Source organism: Haloferula luteola (assembly GCF_014201715.1).
GTDB classification, from domain to species: domain Bacteria; phylum Verrucomicrobiota; class Verrucomicrobiia; order Verrucomicrobiales; family Akkermansiaceae; genus Haloferula; species Haloferula luteola.
The window spans coordinates 47,998-65,288 of sequence record NZ_JACHFD010000014.1 but is presented as its reverse complement, the minus strand read 5'-3'; the positions used below and the strand labels follow the sequence as shown (position 1 = coordinate 65,288).

16 protein-coding genes are annotated in these 17,291 nt (G+C 58.7%); 12 read left to right on the top strand and 4 right to left on the bottom strand.

All coding sequences use genetic code 11. The annotated features are described in order from the left end of the window. The first annotated feature begins 25 nt into the window (after positions 1–25). On the top strand, positions 26–997 hold the full coding sequence (locus HNR46_RS14000; protein WP_184019852.1) for a sulfotransferase family protein: 972 nt from the start codon (positions 26–28) through the stop codon (positions 995–997). Between the two features lie 18 nt (positions 998–1,015). Here the strand turns inward: HNR46_RS14000 and HNR46_RS13995 are convergent, their stop codons facing one another. After that, a complete protein-coding gene (locus tag HNR46_RS13995; protein ID WP_184019850.1) occupies positions 1,016–1,663 on the bottom strand; it encodes a sulfotransferase family 2 domain-containing protein in 648 nt (215 codons plus the stop codon). A 302-nt stretch (positions 1,664–1,965) separates the two neighbouring features. Between HNR46_RS13995 and HNR46_RS13990 the strand changes: the two genes are divergently transcribed. Further along, entirely contained in the window at positions 1,966–2,652 is a 687-nt protein-coding gene (locus HNR46_RS13990) for a hypothetical protein (RefSeq protein WP_184019848.1), read from the top strand. Here the strand turns inward: HNR46_RS13990 and HNR46_RS13985 are convergent. Next, complete coding sequence (locus tag HNR46_RS13985) at positions 2,649–3,653, bottom strand: glycosyltransferase family 2 protein (protein WP_184019846.1); 1,005 nt, start codon at positions 3,651–3,653, stop codon at positions 2,649–2,651. The genes HNR46_RS13990 and HNR46_RS13985 overlap by 4 nt on opposite strands. Positions 3,654–3,843: 190 nt before the next feature. On the opposite strand from HNR46_RS13985, the gene HNR46_RS13980 reads away from it, so the two are divergent. From HNR46_RS13980 to HNR46_RS13945, 8 genes are all read left to right on the top strand, one after another. Then, positions 3,844–5,055 (top strand): hypothetical protein, encoded by a 1,212-nt coding sequence (locus tag HNR46_RS13980; protein WP_184019844.1) that lies wholly within the window; start codon positions 3,844–3,846, stop codon positions 5,053–5,055. Positions 5,056–5,128: 73 nt separating this feature from the next. Continuing rightward, positions 5,129–6,679 (top strand): MBOAT family O-acyltransferase, encoded by a 1,551-nt coding sequence (locus HNR46_RS13975; RefSeq protein WP_184019842.1) that lies wholly within the window; start codon positions 5,129–5,131, stop codon positions 6,677–6,679. 55 nt (positions 6,680–6,734) lie between these two features. Further along, on the top strand, positions 6,735–7,943 hold the full coding sequence (locus HNR46_RS13970) for a hypothetical protein (protein ID WP_221285171.1): 1,209 nt from the start codon (positions 6,735–6,737) through the stop codon (positions 7,941–7,943). A 23-nt stretch (positions 7,944–7,966) separates the two neighbouring features. Next, the gene (locus HNR46_RS13965; RefSeq protein ID WP_184019838.1) at positions 7,967–9,202 is read left to right on the top strand and encodes a hypothetical protein; all 1,236 of its coding nucleotides are present in this window, start codon (positions 7,967–7,969) and stop codon (positions 9,200–9,202) included. A gap of 10 nt (positions 9,203–9,212) precedes the next feature. After that, positions 9,213–10,454, top strand: coding sequence for a hypothetical protein (locus HNR46_RS13960; RefSeq protein WP_184019836.1), 1,242 nt, complete (start codon positions 9,213–9,215; stop codon positions 10,452–10,454). Positions 10,455–10,500: 46 nt separating this feature from the next. Continuing rightward, positions 10,501–11,727, top strand: a complete 1,227-nt coding sequence (locus tag HNR46_RS13955; protein ID WP_184019834.1) for a hypothetical protein — start codon at positions 10,501–10,503, stop codon at positions 11,725–11,727. Positions 11,728–11,733: 6 nt separating this feature from the next. Then, positions 11,734–13,263 carry an MBOAT family O-acyltransferase gene (locus tag HNR46_RS13950; protein WP_184019832.1) on the top strand — a complete coding sequence of 510 codons (1,530 nt, stop codon included), beginning with the start codon at positions 11,734–11,736 and terminating at the stop codon, positions 13,261–13,263. A gap of 46 nt (positions 13,264–13,309) precedes the next feature. Further along, positions 13,310–14,185 (top strand): alpha-1,2-fucosyltransferase, encoded by an 876-nt coding sequence (locus HNR46_RS13945; protein ID WP_184019830.1) that lies wholly within the window; start codon positions 13,310–13,312, stop codon positions 14,183–14,185. On the opposite strand, the gene lexA is transcribed toward HNR46_RS13945, so the two are convergent. Continuing rightward, positions 14,182–14,796 (bottom strand): transcriptional repressor LexA, encoded by a 615-nt coding sequence (lexA, locus tag HNR46_RS13940; protein ID WP_184019828.1) that lies wholly within the window; start codon positions 14,794–14,796, stop codon positions 14,182–14,184. The genes HNR46_RS13945 and lexA overlap by 4 nt on opposite strands. A 72-nt stretch (positions 14,797–14,868) precedes the next feature. After that, positions 14,869–15,843 carry an N-acetylmuramoyl-L-alanine amidase-like domain-containing protein gene (locus HNR46_RS13935; RefSeq protein ID WP_184019826.1) on the bottom strand — a complete coding sequence of 325 codons (975 nt, stop codon included), beginning with the start codon at positions 15,841–15,843 and terminating at the stop codon, positions 14,869–14,871. A 116-nt stretch (positions 15,844–15,959) separates the two neighbouring features. On the opposite strand from HNR46_RS13935, the gene HNR46_RS13930 reads away from it, so the two are divergent. Beyond that, positions 15,960–16,379 carry a DUF5069 domain-containing protein gene (locus tag HNR46_RS13930; RefSeq protein WP_184019824.1) on the top strand — a complete coding sequence of 140 codons (420 nt, stop codon included), beginning with the start codon at positions 15,960–15,962 and terminating at the stop codon, positions 16,377–16,379. A 140-nt stretch (positions 16,380–16,519) separates the two neighbouring features. Next, positions 16,520–17,278, top strand: coding sequence for a hypothetical protein (locus HNR46_RS13925; protein ID WP_184019822.1), 759 nt, complete (start codon positions 16,520–16,522; stop codon positions 17,276–17,278). Positions 17,279–17,291: the final 13 nt, after the last annotated feature.

Genomic DNA, 17,291 nt, shown 5'->3' with positions numbered 1-17,291 from the left:
CCTGCCTCCTTCGTCCTCTGCACCGATGACTCGCCCGCTATTCCTCCTCTCCCTGCCCCGTGCGGGATCAACCCTGCTCCAGCGCATGTTGATGGCCAGCGGAGAGGTCGCCACCTTGGGTGAGCCCAGTCTTCTGCTCCGATTCTTAGGGAACGATGAGATCATGACCCGCCGGGCCCCCTATTGGGACTATTTGGTCAGCCAGGCCATGGATGACATGCGCCAGGCGTCCCCCGGATTCGACGCCCGCTATCGCGAGGGGGTTCGACAACTCGCTTTGGGGGTCTACGACGAACTCGCAGCCGGGAAGCCGTGGTTTCTGGACAAGACCCCTCGTTATTCGCTCATTGCCGATGAAATTGGCCGCACGTTCCCGGACGCACGGTTCATCATCCTCTGGCGCCACCCCTTGGCGGTCGCCTCCTCCATGTGCGATACCTTCTGCCGGGGAGCATGGGAGGTCGACGACTACGCCATCGATCTCCACCGCGGCCTCGATTCCCTATTGGGCTTCGCCGCCACCCATCCCGACCGGATCGCCGAAGTCCGCTACGAAGATTTGGTGAGCAATCCCGTCGCGGAAATGGAGAAGCTCGAATGTTATCTGGGCCTATCCGGACTTGCAGCTCATGCCCGCCAACCTGCGTTGACTGCCGGAGGATCCCTCGGCGACCCAACAGGGGTGGTGAAATACCAGGGTGTTTCCGAACAAAGTCGTGAGGCTTGGAGAAGCGCCTACGACAACTGGGGCCGCCGTCGCTGGGCACGTCGGTATTTCTCCAACCCGGAACGTCGTGCGTCTCTGGCAAAGCTCGGCTACCACCTCCCACCCGAAATGGCTTCCACGCCTTGGTGGCAAGGGTCTCTCGTTCAAGGCTGGCGCGACTGGAAATCGACCATCGGAACCCCAAAACGGCTGCGCCAAGGGCCGCGCTGGCAAAGCCGATTCGTTGAAAAATTTCATGCCAAAAACGGATTCCCTATCGGCTTCCAATAGGGAGCCCGGGGAGCCCGATCAGGCGCGCTCGAACTGGTAGCCCCCCCACTCGATTTCCTCCGCGAACCGATCCGCCACTTTCGCGACCAATTCCTCATCGTAGTAGCTCGAGTAGTGCGCGCGGGAAGAGGCATTGCGCTTCGGCAAAACCACCCGGGGAATCTCCAGCCGATCGCAAACCTTACCGAAGTCCTCGTCGATCGACTCAAAACGGATCAAGAAATCGATGTCTTGGGTCAGGCTTCCTTTGGCACCCAAGCCCATCTTGCCAAGAAGCTTCTCTCCCACTTTCGGGCAATGCACGTAGTGCCTCAGGGTCGGTGTCTCGGCCAACAAGGAGAGAAAATCATCCCGATCCCACGCACTCACTTTACGATGCGGAGAAAAATAAAATGAGATCATCATGTCCCATGGATTTCGCAGCGTCGCAAACTTGAACAACTTCTCGAAGGTCGCACGGTCCAAAACCTCGCGGTATTCAGCAAGAGTCGCGTGCTTGGTGATTTGATAGTTCGCGTTGCGAACCTCAAAACGCTCCACCCCATCCTGATGTTCGCCCATGATCACGATGTCATCCTCGGAATAATCCTTGAGGATATTCTGGATACTATTTCCCCCGGTCTTGGGAACGTGGATGAATAAGAACTGGTGTTTGAGGGAAATCATCTTCGGTCGTCAAAAAGTGGAGACGGTGAGGAAAACTCTCACACCGTCGGTGGGTTCCACCGAGAAAACAGGAGCATCGACCGCTGGCAAGCCCGGAGCCGCCATTCCCCGGAGACGAGCCCCAAGCTTTGCTCGTTGTGACTCAAGGGTCACGGCCCCGAATTTGCTTTCCTTCCCATCATCTTTCATCCCATGCATGAGGTCGCCGCCTCAGAAAAAGTGAAAACCACCTCACTGAAATCCAACTCGTTACCTGCGACTTGATCCCCTACGACCCCAAACAGCCGCTCATTTTCATTCACATGCCGAAAGCCGGCGGCACCTCGTCGCGCAATATCGTCCGTTCGTGGTTTGAGCCGAATTTTCACACCCATTACATCAACGAAATGGACGGCAGCCTGCCCGCTCCCGTTGACTTGGCACAGGTGCATTGCCCCTCCCAACCTGCGGTGATTTTCGGGCACTTCAATCGTCGCCGCGGTGCCGGCATCCCCGATTACTACCCCGAGGTTCGGCAGTTCGTGACGATTCTCCGCGATCCTCTTGCGCTGGCCATTTCGCGTTATTTCTACACTCGAAAAAATGGCAAAGACTGGAAGCAAAGTCCCGAAACCCTGGATCTCACTATCAACGATTATCTTCGAGAGTGCCGCATCGATATGCTTCAACATTTCCCCACCGACACCTCGATCGACAACTACGAGGAGGTGATCCACGAGCATTTCGTCCACATCGGGATTACCGAAAAGCTCTCCTGCTCGATGGCGGTGATCGCACGCAAACTTGGCAAGCGTCCCCCCCGCTATGTTCCGGTCAAAAACCGCTGCTCAAGGGAAGGCACCATCTGCGAGCAAGCCCAAAAGGCCTTTCGAGAACGCCATGAATTGGAATTTGCCGTCTACGATTGCGCCAAACGATTGCATCTTGCCGAAGCCTCGACGCTGCGCTGCAGCCTGATCCAACGGCTTCTGGGTCGCTCCATGCGCTAGCCACGCTCCCCATCCATCGGATACTCGGTGAGCAGGGATTGCATGCTCTCCTGCAGAGCTTCGATCTCTCGTTTCTCTTTCCTCAGATGGCGACGCCACCTGCGGACCGATGGGAGAAATTGAGCCCAGGGAGAGCTTGCACAGCGCTCGCGATAAGCCGCCATTCCATGCATGCGTGAAACCATGCGCGGTTGGAGCTGACGATAAGCCGCCATGATGCGCGGCAACACGGGATCCTCCGCCCAGCGGCCCTCCGCCTCGGCGGCCAGTTCCTCCGGAGCCCCCAACAAGCGCTCTACCAGATCGCCGCGAATCCCCACCACTCCCGGTTGCGTCTCATGAATCCAAAATTTTGATGGCACCGTGGGATCGACCGCCCAACGCGCCTGAAAACTCATTTTTACCGCCCAAGCCGCATCTCCGGCATGGCCATACTCGACAGGAAGCGGATGCGCTTGCAGGAAATCGGCACGGTAGAGATTGCTCGCGCTGCTTCCAATCAGGGTTGCCGGATAGGCCGCTAGGCAGCGTCCTAACCATTCTCGTACCGGAAGCACCACAGGGGCTTCCAGCTTCCGCTCTCGCACCAACTCATGGACCGGCCAGGTCTTCCCCAACGCCTGGCCCGAATCATTCACCAACTCCGGGGGGCTGATCACAGCGTCAACCTGCAACGACTCCGCCGTTTGCACCAATTGCTGCAACCCCTTCAGCCCGATACAGTCGCCTACGGTCGCCATGTAAACGTAGCGGGAGGTGACCTGCGAAATCCCAAAATTCCACGCCTGATACAGCCCAGGAGGCCGATCGTGAAACTCCGCTCCAGGATGCTGCAACGCCGCCTGGAGCGCTTCCATGGTGCCATCCGTCGATGCGCTATCGACCACCACCACCTGCTCCACATGAGGGAGAAGCTCCAGGAGATCGGCGATATGGGCATCCAAAGCCGGCCGACACTGCTTCACAGGCACCACGATTCCTACGGGAAGAACTTCAGACATCGTGCCCTCCCTTCTTTGAAAAGGGTGGCAGGTGGCCGTCAAAATCGGCGACTGACAAGGATCGAGCGGGCATTTCCCGGCGGATCGTCCGTGACGCGATGCCCACCAACAAGCGGAAAACCCGCACTCCAAACCACGAAGCCCGCCGCATTGGACAAGCTCCGGGCCTTCGGATATGGCTACGCGCCTGATGCCCTGCGTTCCGCACCGCCGATACACCCGGTTCATCCTCAGCACCATCGCCCTGACCCTCCTCCTCATCGGCGTCACCAATCTGGTGGTCAACCCCTGGCGGGTCCTCCCCACTTTCCTCTCCTCCAAGTCCTTGGAGCCCTGGCGTGACTTTCCCCGCCACACCCGCACCGGCAAAGCCGGGGTCGTGCTGACCCACCCGGACACCCAACTGGCCATGTTCGGTTCCTCGCGGGTGGCCATCGCCATGCGTTCCAACGATCCCGCTTGGCAGGGCCTTCCTGCACTCAACGTCGGTGTCCCGTGCGGCAACATCATCGAGAACACCACGGTCGCCCATTACTCCCTCGATCGCCTTCCTGAAACCGATTGGCTCATCCTGAACCTCGACTACGGCACTTTCATGTCGGATGGCGACAGTCGAGCTCTGGCCGATTTCTACGAATCGCCCTTTTCCCCCTCCCCTCCACTGGAAAGAAACCTACGCTACCTCGTCGGCACCTCCACCCTGATCGGGTCCATCGACACCCTGAAGCGAGCCGCCGAGGGCGAGACCTCCCAATTCTCGCCGCGCGGCGATTGGCTGACCTGGCACATTGACGAACCCCGGCAACTTCTCGCCCAGCACCTCCGCGACCGCAAAAAAGGCCGCGATCAACAGTACGGCAATCACCCCGAAGCTCTGCGGGAAGCCCGCAAGGCTTGCTTCGTGGCATTGCTCGACCGCTGTCTCAGCCAAGGAATCCGAGTCACGCTCACCTGCATCCCCATGCAGGCCCTCACCCAAGCCTGGCTCGGTGAAGATCCCGCACCTGGCCCTGTCTGGGAAACCGAGCGCCGATACTTCGCTTCAGTCGTCGACGCCATGCGGCTGAAATACCCCGATCAGCAACTCGATTGGTGGGACTTCTCCCTATTCCACCCCCTGACGACCGAACCTTTCCCCCCCGTGGGCAAGCACTTGGGGGGCACCGATCACTGGATCGATCACTCCCATCCGAACTCTCTTCTCGGAGCGATCATGGCGGCACGCATCGCCGGCACCCAGGGTCCGGAACACGCGGGTCCCCCCTTTGGCTGGCATGTTGATGGCTCCAACATTGATGCCTTTCTCGCGGATCTTGTCCGCACCGAAGCCGAATATCGCCAGCAAATGCCTCAGGAAATCGAGTGGGCCCGCAAGGTCACCCAAACCTCGACCCGACCCTGACTCCCCAGCCCACGCTCCTTGACCAGCTCCTGAAGATTCATTCCAATCCCGCCCTTCCCGCGGTCCGCCTCCGATGATTTTCAATTCCTACACTTACCTTCTGCTGTTTCTGCCGCTGGCCCTGATAGGCTTTTTCTTCGCGGCACGCATCGCGGTTCGGGCCGCCTTTGTTTGGCTGGTGATCGCCAGTATCGTCTACTACGGATGGTGGAACCCCGATCCCTCCCAGCCTTGGAAGCCTTGGTATGTGCTGCTCATTCTCGGCTCCTGTCTCTTCAACTTTTGGATAGGAGAATACCTCGCCCGACACCGTGGCACTTCCCGGGGAAAAACGCTGTTGATCAGCGGTGTCTCCGCCAACCTGATCCTGCTCGCCTACTTCAAATACACCGGCTTTGTCGGCCGGCTCATCGAACAACTCGGAGATTTCTCCTTCCACCTTCCCAATGTCGTCCTCGCTCTGGGCATCTCCTTCTTCACCTTCCAACAAATCGCCTACCTCGTCGATGCCTGGAGGGGTGAAACCGAAGAATACCGCTTCACCGACTACCTCCTGTTCGTCTCGTTCTGGCCCCAATTGATTGCCGGTCCGATCGTTCACCACAAGGAGATGCTTCCCCAGTTCGAGAAGCAAACTTGGAAAAACCACCGCTGGGTCGACACTTCCGCTGGCCTCACAATCCTTATCATCGGCCTCTTCAAAAAGGTGGTGATCGCCGACAACGTCGCCCCAGTCGCCAATGCCATCTTTGAAATGGCTGGAGGCACCGGTCGCCCCCCCGGGTTCTTGGAAGCTTGGGCGGGAGCCATCGCCTACGGCATTCAGATTTACTTCGACTTCTCCGGCTACACCGACATGGCCATCGGCTCCGCCCGTTTGTTCGGCATTCGCCTACCTCTCAATTTCCACTCTCCCTACAAGGCCGTCTCCATCGTCGACTTCTGGCGCCGCTGGCACATCACCCTTTCCCGTTTCCTGCGCGACTACCTCTACATCCCTCTCGGCGGAAACCGGAAAGGCAAGTCCCGTCGCTACGTCAATCTCCTCATCACCATGGTGCTCGGGGGATTCTGGCACGGTGCAGGCTGGACCTATCTGCTCTGGGGGCTCCTCCATGGGGTCTTCCTTTGCGTGAACCACGGCTGGATCTTCCTTCGCAAAAAGCGCGGCCTTCCGAAGGTTCCCAAGCCCATGGCCATCGCCATCACGTTCCTTCTGGTCATCATCGCCTGGGTTCCCTTCCGCGCCGGCACCTTCGAACTGGGATCCAGTGGCTCGACCACCAAGGCCCTTGCCGCCACCCGCGAGATGCTCGCCGCCATGTTCGGCTTCCACGGCCTCGGCGGCTGGCCCGACGTCGCCACGCAAGTGGTGAAGGAAAGCCACGCCCTCCGTGCCTGTCTGTTGGTCTTCGTCTGCTGGTTTGTTCCCAATACCCAGCAATTCATGCGCCGCTACCAGCCCGCCATGGACCCATCTCACTTTGAAGACTACCAGATCGGTCCACGAAAATGGTGGCAATGGCGCCCGAACAGCCGCTGGTTCGCATTCACCCTCCTTCTGATGCTCGCCACGCTTTATCAGTTCGATAAACTCAGCGAGTTCATTTACTTCCAATTCTAACCTCAACCCGCTTCTTCGGTTGGCACCCCTCTTCGGCTCCAGCTCTGGGCGCTCGATGCGGAGCCATTGCCGCTACGCCTCAGGGCTGGTCGCAGGGTTCCTCCTGCTGTTGGTGGCATTCTTTGCCGCCAACACCCGCATCGACCCTCTGTGGGTGACTCCCAGCCCGTGGACCGATCCCGGATTCGCGCCCTACAAACAAATTTACCGCAGCCTCCGAACGGCCAAAGCCGGCATGGTGACAGCGGAGCCATGGGACTTCGCCGTGGCAGGTTCTTCCCGCGTCGCTGCCGCCTTCGATCCGACCGAGCCTGCTTGGAGCGGTCACCACGGCATCAATCTCGGCCTCTGGGCCGGCAGCATCACTGAAAATGCCGCCATGGTCGCTTATGCGCTCGACCATCAACCCTCCTTGCGACGGATCTTCGTCGGTCTCGATCTCAACGATTTCAGCTCCAGCTACGACCTTCGATCCGTGACTGGCTTTGCGTCATCTCCACTCAATCCTCGAAACGACAATCTGGAATACGACCTCCGAAAATACGTGGGCATTTCCACCTTCACCGCTTCGATCGCCACTTGGAATTCCCGCCGCGCCCTTGAACCGGCCCCTTTCACCCCCCAAGGATTCTGGAGAAACCCCATCGGTGGACGCGGCTTCCGCAGCATGTTTCGGAGTGACTCCGCTCCCGTCGCCCTGAGAACCGCCAAATCCCGCCGTCACACTCCCGAAGTCAGCTCGGTCAAAATGGCGGCCGTGCGGGATATCCTCGCAGCAGGCCGCCACCATCAGGTCGAAATCACTCTGTTTCTCACTCCTGACCACGCAGCAACCGCTGCCATTCCGGCCATCCTCGAAGTTCAGGACCCGTTCTTTTTTACCGAACGATCGGCCCTCACCCGCCTCGTTGCAGAGGAGAATCAAGCCCACCCCGATACCCCCCCGGTTTCACTATGGGACTTCACTGGGTTCGACTCAGCCAACACCGAAGCCATCCCCGCGGGTCCCACCGCCTCAGCCCACTGGTGGATCGATGGCATTCACGGCTCGCCCAAGCTCGGTGATCTCATGATCTCAAGAATGCTCCAGCCCTCCTCGACTCCCTCCAGTCAAGACAACTACGGTTGCATTCTCCTCCCCGAATCGCTTTCTTCCCGCGAGCGAGAGATTTCGCTCGGCTACGCCACCTACCGCAGCACCCACGCCCGCGACTGGGAGTGGGTCAGTTCGCTCGTCCTGAAGGACCAGGGCGGCGGTTTTTGATCCGACCTTTTTCTCCATCTGGCATGTCCGCGTCCGACCCTTCCTACCACCGTGCCCGCCAGGGCCTTCGCAAGCACACCCTTGGATTGCTGGCATGGTTTGGATCCATCATGCTCGTCTTTGGCTTTCTCGCCACTTGGGTGAACCCTCTCTGGATCACCCCTTCCCCTTGGTCTTCCGCCAGTTTTGACCACTACAAACCCGTTCACAAACACCCTCGTCTCGGGAAGACCGGCTTGGTGCGAAGTGGAAAATGGGATGCCATTCTGCTCGGATCTTCGCGTGTCGACATCGCCTTCGATCCGCAGCATCCCGCCTTCGGAGACCTGCGGGTTGCCAACCTCGCTCTGCGTGGAGGAACCATCACCGAGCATCGGGCCATGCTCGAGTATGCTTACGCACGGCAACCTCTCAAGCTGGTCGTTGTCGGCGTCGACCTTGCCGATCTTACCTCCCGACATGACGTCCTCGACGTCGCCGGCTTCCAAGAATCCCCCCTCAGCGAGTCCGGAGATCCCTTCGAAAAGGAACTGCGCTATCGCTTTGGCACCTCCGCCTTCGAGATGAGCGTCAAGACCCTCGACTACCGCTTCACCAAGCGCCTTTCCGCCTACAGTCCCCAGGGGCAATGGGTTCGCCAACTCGACAAGCGACCCCTCCGTCAAGTCCTCCAATATGAATCGTTCATGTGGGCCAACCGATTCATCAAAGAACGCCACAAGGGCATCGCCGGCAACCCGGACAAAGTGGAAGACTATCGCCAAATCATCCGTTTCTGCCTCGATCACCATCTGCGGCTGTTTCTCTGCATCCCCCCCAATCACGCCGCTTTCCTCTCGGTCTTTCGACTCAAAGGCGACCCCGATCCCGGCTTTCGCACCGACCGGGAAATCATGACTTCAGTCATCGCCGAGGAAACCCAAGGCAACGACGCTTCCTCAATCACTCTGTGGGACTTCAACGATTTCCACCCCTACAATTGCGAGGCCCTGCCACCCATCGACCAACCCCGCAAACCCACCTACTACTGGGCAGATGGCACGCACGCTCTTCCCACGCTTGGCTCGATCATGCTTTCGCGCATGATGGACTTGCCACCCGCCCATCCCGAAGACGCCACCTACGGCACCCCTCTCACAACAGAGAACCTCGACGACCGGGAACAGACGTTGCGCGATGGCTACCTGCGCTACCAAAAGGACCATCCGGAGGATTTTGCTTGGGTCGAAAATCACATGAATCTTTGGAAACCCAACTGAGGTGCTCACCATGAGTTTTTTCCGCGCCCGCCCTCCGAGCTGGAAGTTCATCGCGAGCTTCCTCCTGATCATTGGCATCGTCCTCACCCTCGCGCTGGGCACCAATTTGGTGGTCGATCCCTGGCGACTTTTGGCCACCCCCTTCCATTCGAAATCGCTCGATCCTTATCGCGACATTTCCTCACAGACTCGAACCGGAAAATGTGGATTTGTTCGTTCCGCTCCGCACATCGGAATCGCCCTCTTAGGTTCCTCTCGGGTCATGCTTGCCCTGGATCCTGAACTCCCGGATTGGGGACGCGACGACGTCTACAACCTCGGTGCGAGTGCGAGCTTCTTCTACGAAAATGAGGCCATGTTTCGGTACCTCGTTGCCCACCAGAATCCGGAAACGATCGTCCTCGGCATTGATCCCGGCGACCTCAGCAGCGATCTCGATAGCCGCCCAATGGGTGACTACTATGCCTCCCCTCTCGGCGATGCCAAAACCCGCATCGATCGCGAACTTCGATACCACATTGGTGTCTCCAGCCTGGAAGAATCCATCCAAACCCTGATTCGCGCCGCGCGCGATACCCCTCCGAAGTTCAGCCCCCGCGGCTTTCGTCTCAAAGACAAAAGCAAAGCCAAAGCGAAGACCCGATCGAGTCAGCGCGCCTTCCTCGCAGAAGCCTTTCGCACTCAGGCCGCATTCGGCTTTGTCACCAAAGATCGCATCGCCAATCCGATTCGCGAAGACAAAGGAAGACTGCTCCGGGGAATCATCGATACCTGCCACGAAAAGGATATTCGCCTCATTCTGCTTCTCCATCCCCAGCACGTTCTCCCCTACGCCGATCTTACCCCTCCGACCCAACCACCACTCAGTCTCGAGCGTGAAGGGATCGTTGAGATCGTCGCCTCGTCCGATGCCGCCCACCCCGACAAGCCGCCCACCGTGGTTTGGGACTTCCGTGATGCTCACCCGCTCAATTGCGACCCCATTCCTCCCGATGCGGAGTCCCGCATGCCCCATTGGGCAGACTTCGAACACTACTCCAGCTCCATGGGTCATCTGATGTTGGCCCGAATCTTCGACTGGAATCTCCCCATCCCCGAGGGCGAAAACTACGGCATTCGCCTAACATCCGAAAACCTTGCCTCTTGGACCCAGCACTGCGTCGATGGCTATACCCGCTACATCGAAGGCGCCGGGCATGATGACATCCTATGGAAAATCTCGGTGATCGAGAAAGCACGCAAACCGGACTGACCTCCCAGCGAGCGACCTCCTTCACCCTCCGTCCTTTCGGATCCTCATGAGTCACCCCATTCGCCGAGCCCCCGCCACCCGCTATGCGGTGGCATTGCTCACCTGCCTTTTGGGGATCTTGCTGCTCAGCTTGGCCATCAATCTGGTGGTCGATCCATTCCGCATCCTCGCCAGCCCCCTCCAATCTTCGAAGCTCGATGCCTATCGGGAAATCGAATCCCAGCTTCGCACGGGAAAATGTGGTTTGATTCGATCCGCGGAGCACATTGGCATCGCGCTCATCGGCTCCTCTCGGGTCATGACTGCGTGGGACCCCGACCTCCCGGATTGGCAACGCAATGATGTCTACAACCTCGCGGCCAGCGGTAGCTTCTTCTACGAGAACGTAGCCGTTTTCGACGAACTGCTCCGTCACCACCAACCTGAAGCCGTCTTCTTCGGAATCGACCCCGGAGATCTCACGAGCGATTTTGATACCCGTCGTCTGGCCGACTTTGCCAGTTCGCCGCTTGCTGATGGCGGCTTCGACCTTGAGCGCGAACTCCGATATGCCGTCGGCATTTCGACCCTCACCGAGTCCCTCCGAACTCTTCGACGCGCCTCACGCCACGAATCCCCTAAGTTCACGCCACGAGGCCTTCACCGCCTCGGCCCCGAATGGTTTTCGACGGACCAACGGCAACTTCTTGCGGCTCTCCTCAACCGCCGTCGACCTCAAGCTTTCCCGGAATCCCTCGAGTCGGGAGCCCGCCTGCTTCCTGACAAAGCGCGGCTCCTCCACCACCTCGTCGAAACCTCTCATCAACGTGGAATTCGCCTAATTCTTGTTCTTCACCCCAGCCATTTCCTCACCCGCCTGCCCCCATCCGGAGCCACCCCGATCACAGTCCCACGTGAAAACGAGGCCATTCTCCAACTCGTGCGGCATGCCGACGGCAAGTTTCCCCAACAACTCCCCACTCCGGTCTGGGACTTCCAAGGCCCCCTCGCTTGGAACTGCGATCCCATGCCCCTAGGCGCAGGGGAGCGTATGGAACATTGGCTCGACTTCGGCCACTACACCCCGGAAGTCGGTCGCACCATTCTCGCGCGCATCTCTGGATGGCCCATTCTCTCAGCCGAGGGCCAAAACTACGGCACCCCCTTGACCCTCGCATCCCTGCCTGTGTGGCGAGAAAACTACCTTCGCGATGCCCAGTCCTACCTCGACGGTCCTGGCGGAAGGGACCTCGCTTGGCGTCAGTCACTCCTTCACGCCGCTGCCCGGCACTGATTCTCCATGCTCTTCAACTCTTACACCTACCTGCTTTTTTTCCTGCCGCTGGTGCTTCTGGGTTTTCACCTGCTGCGCCGGGCGCCGTTCAGGGTCAGTGTCGCATTCCTCGTCGTCTCTAGCCTCATCTACTATGGTTGGTGGGACTGGAACAATCTCTGGATCATCGGGGGTTCATGCATCGCCAATTTCTTCGCTGGCCGAGCCATTTCCAGACGCCGTCCGAGCAAATCCGGTTTCGCCATCCTCACCGCGGGAGTCATCGCCAACTTGGGCATCCTTTCTTACTACAAGTACGCTGGGTTTTTCGCCAAAATGGCGACCTCATGGGCCCATGCTGACTTTGATATTCCCGCCATCATTTTGCCTCTCGGGATTTCGTTTTTCACCTTCCAGCAGGTCGCCTATCTCGTCGATGCGTGGCGCGGGGAAACCAAAGAATACCACTTTTGGGACTACCTCCTCTTTGTGACTTTCTTCCCCCAACTGATTGCCGGGCCCATCGTCCACCACAAGGAGATGCTCCCACAGTTCGTGCGCCACAAGGGAAAGGGCCTGAGCGCGAATGATCTTTCCATTGGTGCCGTCATCCTCGTCGTCGGACTCTTCAAAAAGGTCGTCATCGCCGACTACCTTGCCCGGACTTCAACTCCCTTATTTGATCTCGCAGCCTCGGGGGATCGCAGCCTCACCTGCGGGGAAGCTTGGGCCGCTACTTTGGCCTATGCCCTCCAGATCTACTTCGATTTCTCAGGCTACAGCGACATGGCCATCGGGTCGGCTCGACTCTTCGGAATCAAGCTTCCGGTCAACTTCCACTCCCCTTACAAGGCCGTTTCCGTCATCGATTTCTGGAGGCGCTGGCACATCACCCTTTCCCGCTTCTTGCGCGACTACCTCTACATTCCGCTAGGAGGGAATCGCCGCGGCCCCCTCCGGCGCTATGGCAATCTTCTCATGACCATGCTCTTGGGTGGACTGTGGCACGGAGCGGGATGGACCTTTCTTATCTGGGGTGGCCTGCACGGCCTCTACCTCTGCATCAACCATGGCTGGGTTGCCTTGAGGAAAAAATTCTCCCTCCCCGCCATCCCCAAGGTGCTGTCCATCCCCATCACCTTCCTCGCCGTGATCCTTGCCTGGATTCCCTTCCGCGCGGGCAACTACGAGCTCGTGGCAACAGGATCCATGCACGATGCGCTTGAGGCCACTCGCTCGATCCTGTCGTCAATGGCCGGGCTGCATGGCTTGGAGTTCTGGCCATCGGAATCGGGCATCGTCGCCAGTTCGACCCGTGCTTGGCGCCCGATTTGCCTAGGTCTCATCCTCGTTTGGTTTCTCCCCAACACCCAGCAGTTCATGCGTCGCTACTTCCCGGCTCTCGGACTCGCCCAACTTCCAGGAGGTGCCCTGGGCCCACGCAAACGCTGGCAATGGAGACCCACCACCGGCTGGCTTTTGTTCACTCTCGCCCTGCTCTATGCCGTGAGCCGCGAATTCGACAAACTGAGCGAGTTCATCTATTTCCAATTCTGATGGCATTCGCTCCCTTGGATCTTTGACATCCCGAACTCTCTTTGCCGTGGATTGCTCAATTGTCGCGCTCATCAAAGGCGGGCTGGGAAACCAGCTCTTTTCCTACGCTGCAGCGCGAGCCCTCGCTCTGCGCACCCAGCGGACACTATGGGTCGACCCGGAGTCCGGATTTCTGCGCGACGGATACAGTCGGCAGTTTCGCTTGGGGGAATTTCCGATCGAGTCGTCCCTCGCCCCAGCGTCACTTCGACTCGGGTCCAGTCGCTCTTTCCGCCACCGCAGCCGACGTCTCTTCGATCGCTTTTTCCCGGCCGACTCCCGCTCGTACTGGGTGGAAAGAAAATCGACGAGACCTTCCGACCTCCTGAACTTTTCCTCCTCTCGGAAAACGATTTTTCTCAACGGCTACTGGCAGGATGGAGATTACTTTCGCGACTTTGCCACCCCACTGCGCCGCGAACTCACTCCACCGCCCCTTGAGGTCGCCTCCGATCTCGCACTCGAACAAGAGTTCCTCGATCAACCCTCCGTATTCGTTCATATCCGACGGGTTCGATATTCGCCCCGTCTCGACTCCGACTACTACCAGAGGGCTCTTGTCGATGCCTCCCAACGTGTGTCCGGAGTTCGATTTGAAGTGTTTGGAGACGACTTAGCTTGGGCTCGAACTCATCTCGATTTCGGGGCCCTTCCGGTGCGATTTCACGATGGCGACGTGTCCAATGAACTTCGTGACTTCCGCCTCATGCAGGCCTGCCGCCACGCCATCGTGGCGAACAGCTCATTCAGTTGGTGGGCCGCATGGCTTCGAGACTCAGAAACCAAATGGGTTTGGACGCCTGAAAATCCCGGCTGGCCCGTCGTTCCAGAACCTCACTGGCTCAGGATTGCGAATCGACTCGACGCTTCATTGAGCGATTAGGCGGCTTTGCGGATCAAACCGACGAGCACCCCCTGAATGACCAATTCTCGCGCCGGGATCAGGTCCGGATAGTCAGGATTCTCTGCCTGAAGATAAGGTCGGCGGTCCTTCAAAACGTATCGCTTCAAGGTTGTTTCTCCATCGATCAACGCGGCCACAATGTCACCCTTTCTTGGTTCTCGGAACTCCAAGATCACCGTGTCGCCATCGCAGATGTGGGCGTTGATCATCGAATCTCCACGCACTTTTAGGGCAAAGGTCCGCGCCGATGGCCGAATCCCCAGCGAACTGATATCGATCGAAATGCACCCCTCGCTCTCCGCGGTGGTGTCCTGCGCCATGCCCGCCGCAATTTGCCCGTAAATGGGGATGTCCACGATCGGTTCACGATCGAGTTGCTGAGGCAATACCACCGCTCGCGCCTTATTGGGTAGGCGTTGGATCACCCCTTTGCGTTCGAGAGCCCGCAAATGACTCATCGCCGCTGTCTGACTGGCAAAGCCAAAGAAATGCTGGATCTCACGCGTCGACGGCATCAACCCGCACATGCGCTGATACTCCTGCAGATACTCGAAAATCTCTCGCTGGCGTGGGGTAAGTGGCTCCGACATGACATTGAGAACAGTGTTCGAAGGAACAAAACCCCCAATCACGGATTCCGGCAAGCAAGAAATCGAAGCCCCTCAACGCCGCACCGAAGGCTGCCTCCATAAAGCAGACGGGGGCACATCCGCGGGACGACACACCGCAATGCCGGCATGCTTCGAGGCCCCCATCAAGTAATCGGTGATCGGACGATCAATGATCGTCATCCGGCCTTTGTCACGATCGGAGGTGGCGTGGCAAAAGTAGGCTCTCCCCTTGATCTTCAAAATCAGACCCACATGCGAGGTGTACCCATACTTCCAATGGGTGGTGATCGCGCACACGTCGCCATCCGCAAGGTCCTTCTCGATGTTTCGCACCTTGTCTTTCGGCACATGCCACACTGGAAGTGTCGAAACCCGGGCTTCAACCTTCCCCATTTCGGGAACTAGCCGGGGATTGCTGCGCAAATATCGGTAACTTTTCCACTGCACGGTCATCTCCCGAATTTCCCGCTGCAAGCGCACCGCTCCCGGTAGATGAGGCGTGATGTTTTGGGCAAGCTTCCGGCTCTCGTTGTTGAAAAACACCTCCTCCAGGTGATGCATCCGACTCAAGTAACTCCCTGTGCACACTCCATTGCGATATCGCTCGACCTCAATCATGTGCAACATATCCTCGGGTCGATAAGGCCCGGGCTTGAAGCGCAGCATTCGGGCAAATGCCAACGCGTTCTCGTAGAACGTCCAGCAATCCATCCCTTCGAGATTCACGATGGGATTCTCAATGCGATCATCAGCCTCCAAAGTGAAGTTCACGTAGGGCGTGCCCACCATCTCGCGCGCCGCGAGCATCGTTCGCACACCGATCGGTCGGACCCGCCAATTCTCCGCCTCCGCCTTGGCCACCATCGCTCGAAACTTCTGCTGGCCCGTGAAGGTGGTGCGCAAGGGCAAGCGTTGCGGACAGGCCGCAGGCACCGCCGGGGCTCCAGCAAGCTCTTGAGCTGTCCCTTGCGGCGTCGCCCATCCAAGCAGCATGGCCATCATGATCCACCACCATCCACGATTCATGATGGCAGCTTATCCGAGAAGGCGGATTCTTGGAAAGCCACCAACCCGAGCGTTCCGCAGAATTTCGCCCGATTCGCGTATTGCGGCACCTCACGACCGGTCGGCAGACTGTCGCCGTGACCGATACCATTCCTTGCAGTCCCTTCCTGGAAACCGACGGAGTCATCTACTTCCCCCGCCTCTGCGACAAGATCCGCCGCATGGCTGCCGGCACCCTTGCCACCGACTACCATGCGAATCTCGGCTCCGGGATGGACCTCTGGACCTGCCAGTTTCTCGGGGTCGAATACGAGGACCTGAAAGCCTTCGTCCTCAACGGCAAAACCGATGAAGAAACGCTCTCATGGGCCCGTGAAAATGGCATCGAACGCCCACCCTACGAAGCCGCATGGTGGAGGAGCTACATGCTTCACCGCGGAAGCCGCGACGACCTTGCTGAGCGCTTGGCGACCCGCAAACAGGAATCCGGCTTCGCCCATCGGGACGACATTCGTAGCTTCATGGACTACATCGATGCAGACGAAGGTCGCCTTTGAGAACTTGGCCGCCCGACAAGGGCTTGAAATTCAGGCTTGTCAGCCCCGAGAGATCTCTGCTATCCCCCCGTGTGTCCGGCGTTCATCCTACGGGATGACGTCATCCCCCGTTTCTATCACCCTCTACCCCACCCACCCCCATGTTTGCCAAGTGTCCCGTCTTGGCTGCGATGCTCGGGCTTGCCGCCTCAGCTGGTGCGCAGTCGATCAATCTCAGTTACGACGATACCTTTCCGTTTGACCCGGAGACTTATCATCACACCAACAGCTGGGTCGTCGATCAGGTGGGTTTCAATACCACCTCCGGAACCATGACGGTGGTCCCCGTGGGCGGATACCGTACCACGGTGATCACTCCAGATGGCTCGAGCGTCTCGGTTTACGATTTTTGCTCTGAGCTTTATGTCGGCCTGAGCACGCCACCGGTTTACGACGTCTCGGTTGGCCTCGGGAGCCTTTCCACGGCCAAGCAGGATGCCCTTCAGGTGTTTCTCTCCAACGCCCTGCCCCTCTTCCTTTCCACTTCCACCGGCACGTATGCCGCGGCCATCCAGCTTGGCATTTGGGAAATCATTGAGGACGGCAATCCTTACCTCGGCCTCGACCCTACCTACACTCTCGATTCCTCTATCGCGGGCCAGAACCTGTCCGCCAACATTGCCGACACCGGCGTGGGCGATGCGACAGATGCCGTCAATCTCGCCAACAGCTGGTTGGCCAACGTCACCGATGGGACCTGGTCCGATGAAGGAGGCATGACCTACTTCTATGCCGATTCCGTCGACGGTCAGCAGGACCGGATCTGGGTCGCCTTGGGCACCGTGACCATTCCAGAGCCCTCGGTCGCCCTGCTTGGATTGGTCGGAACCTTCGGACTGGTTTTGCGCCGCCGCCGCTGATCGCCTTTGCGAA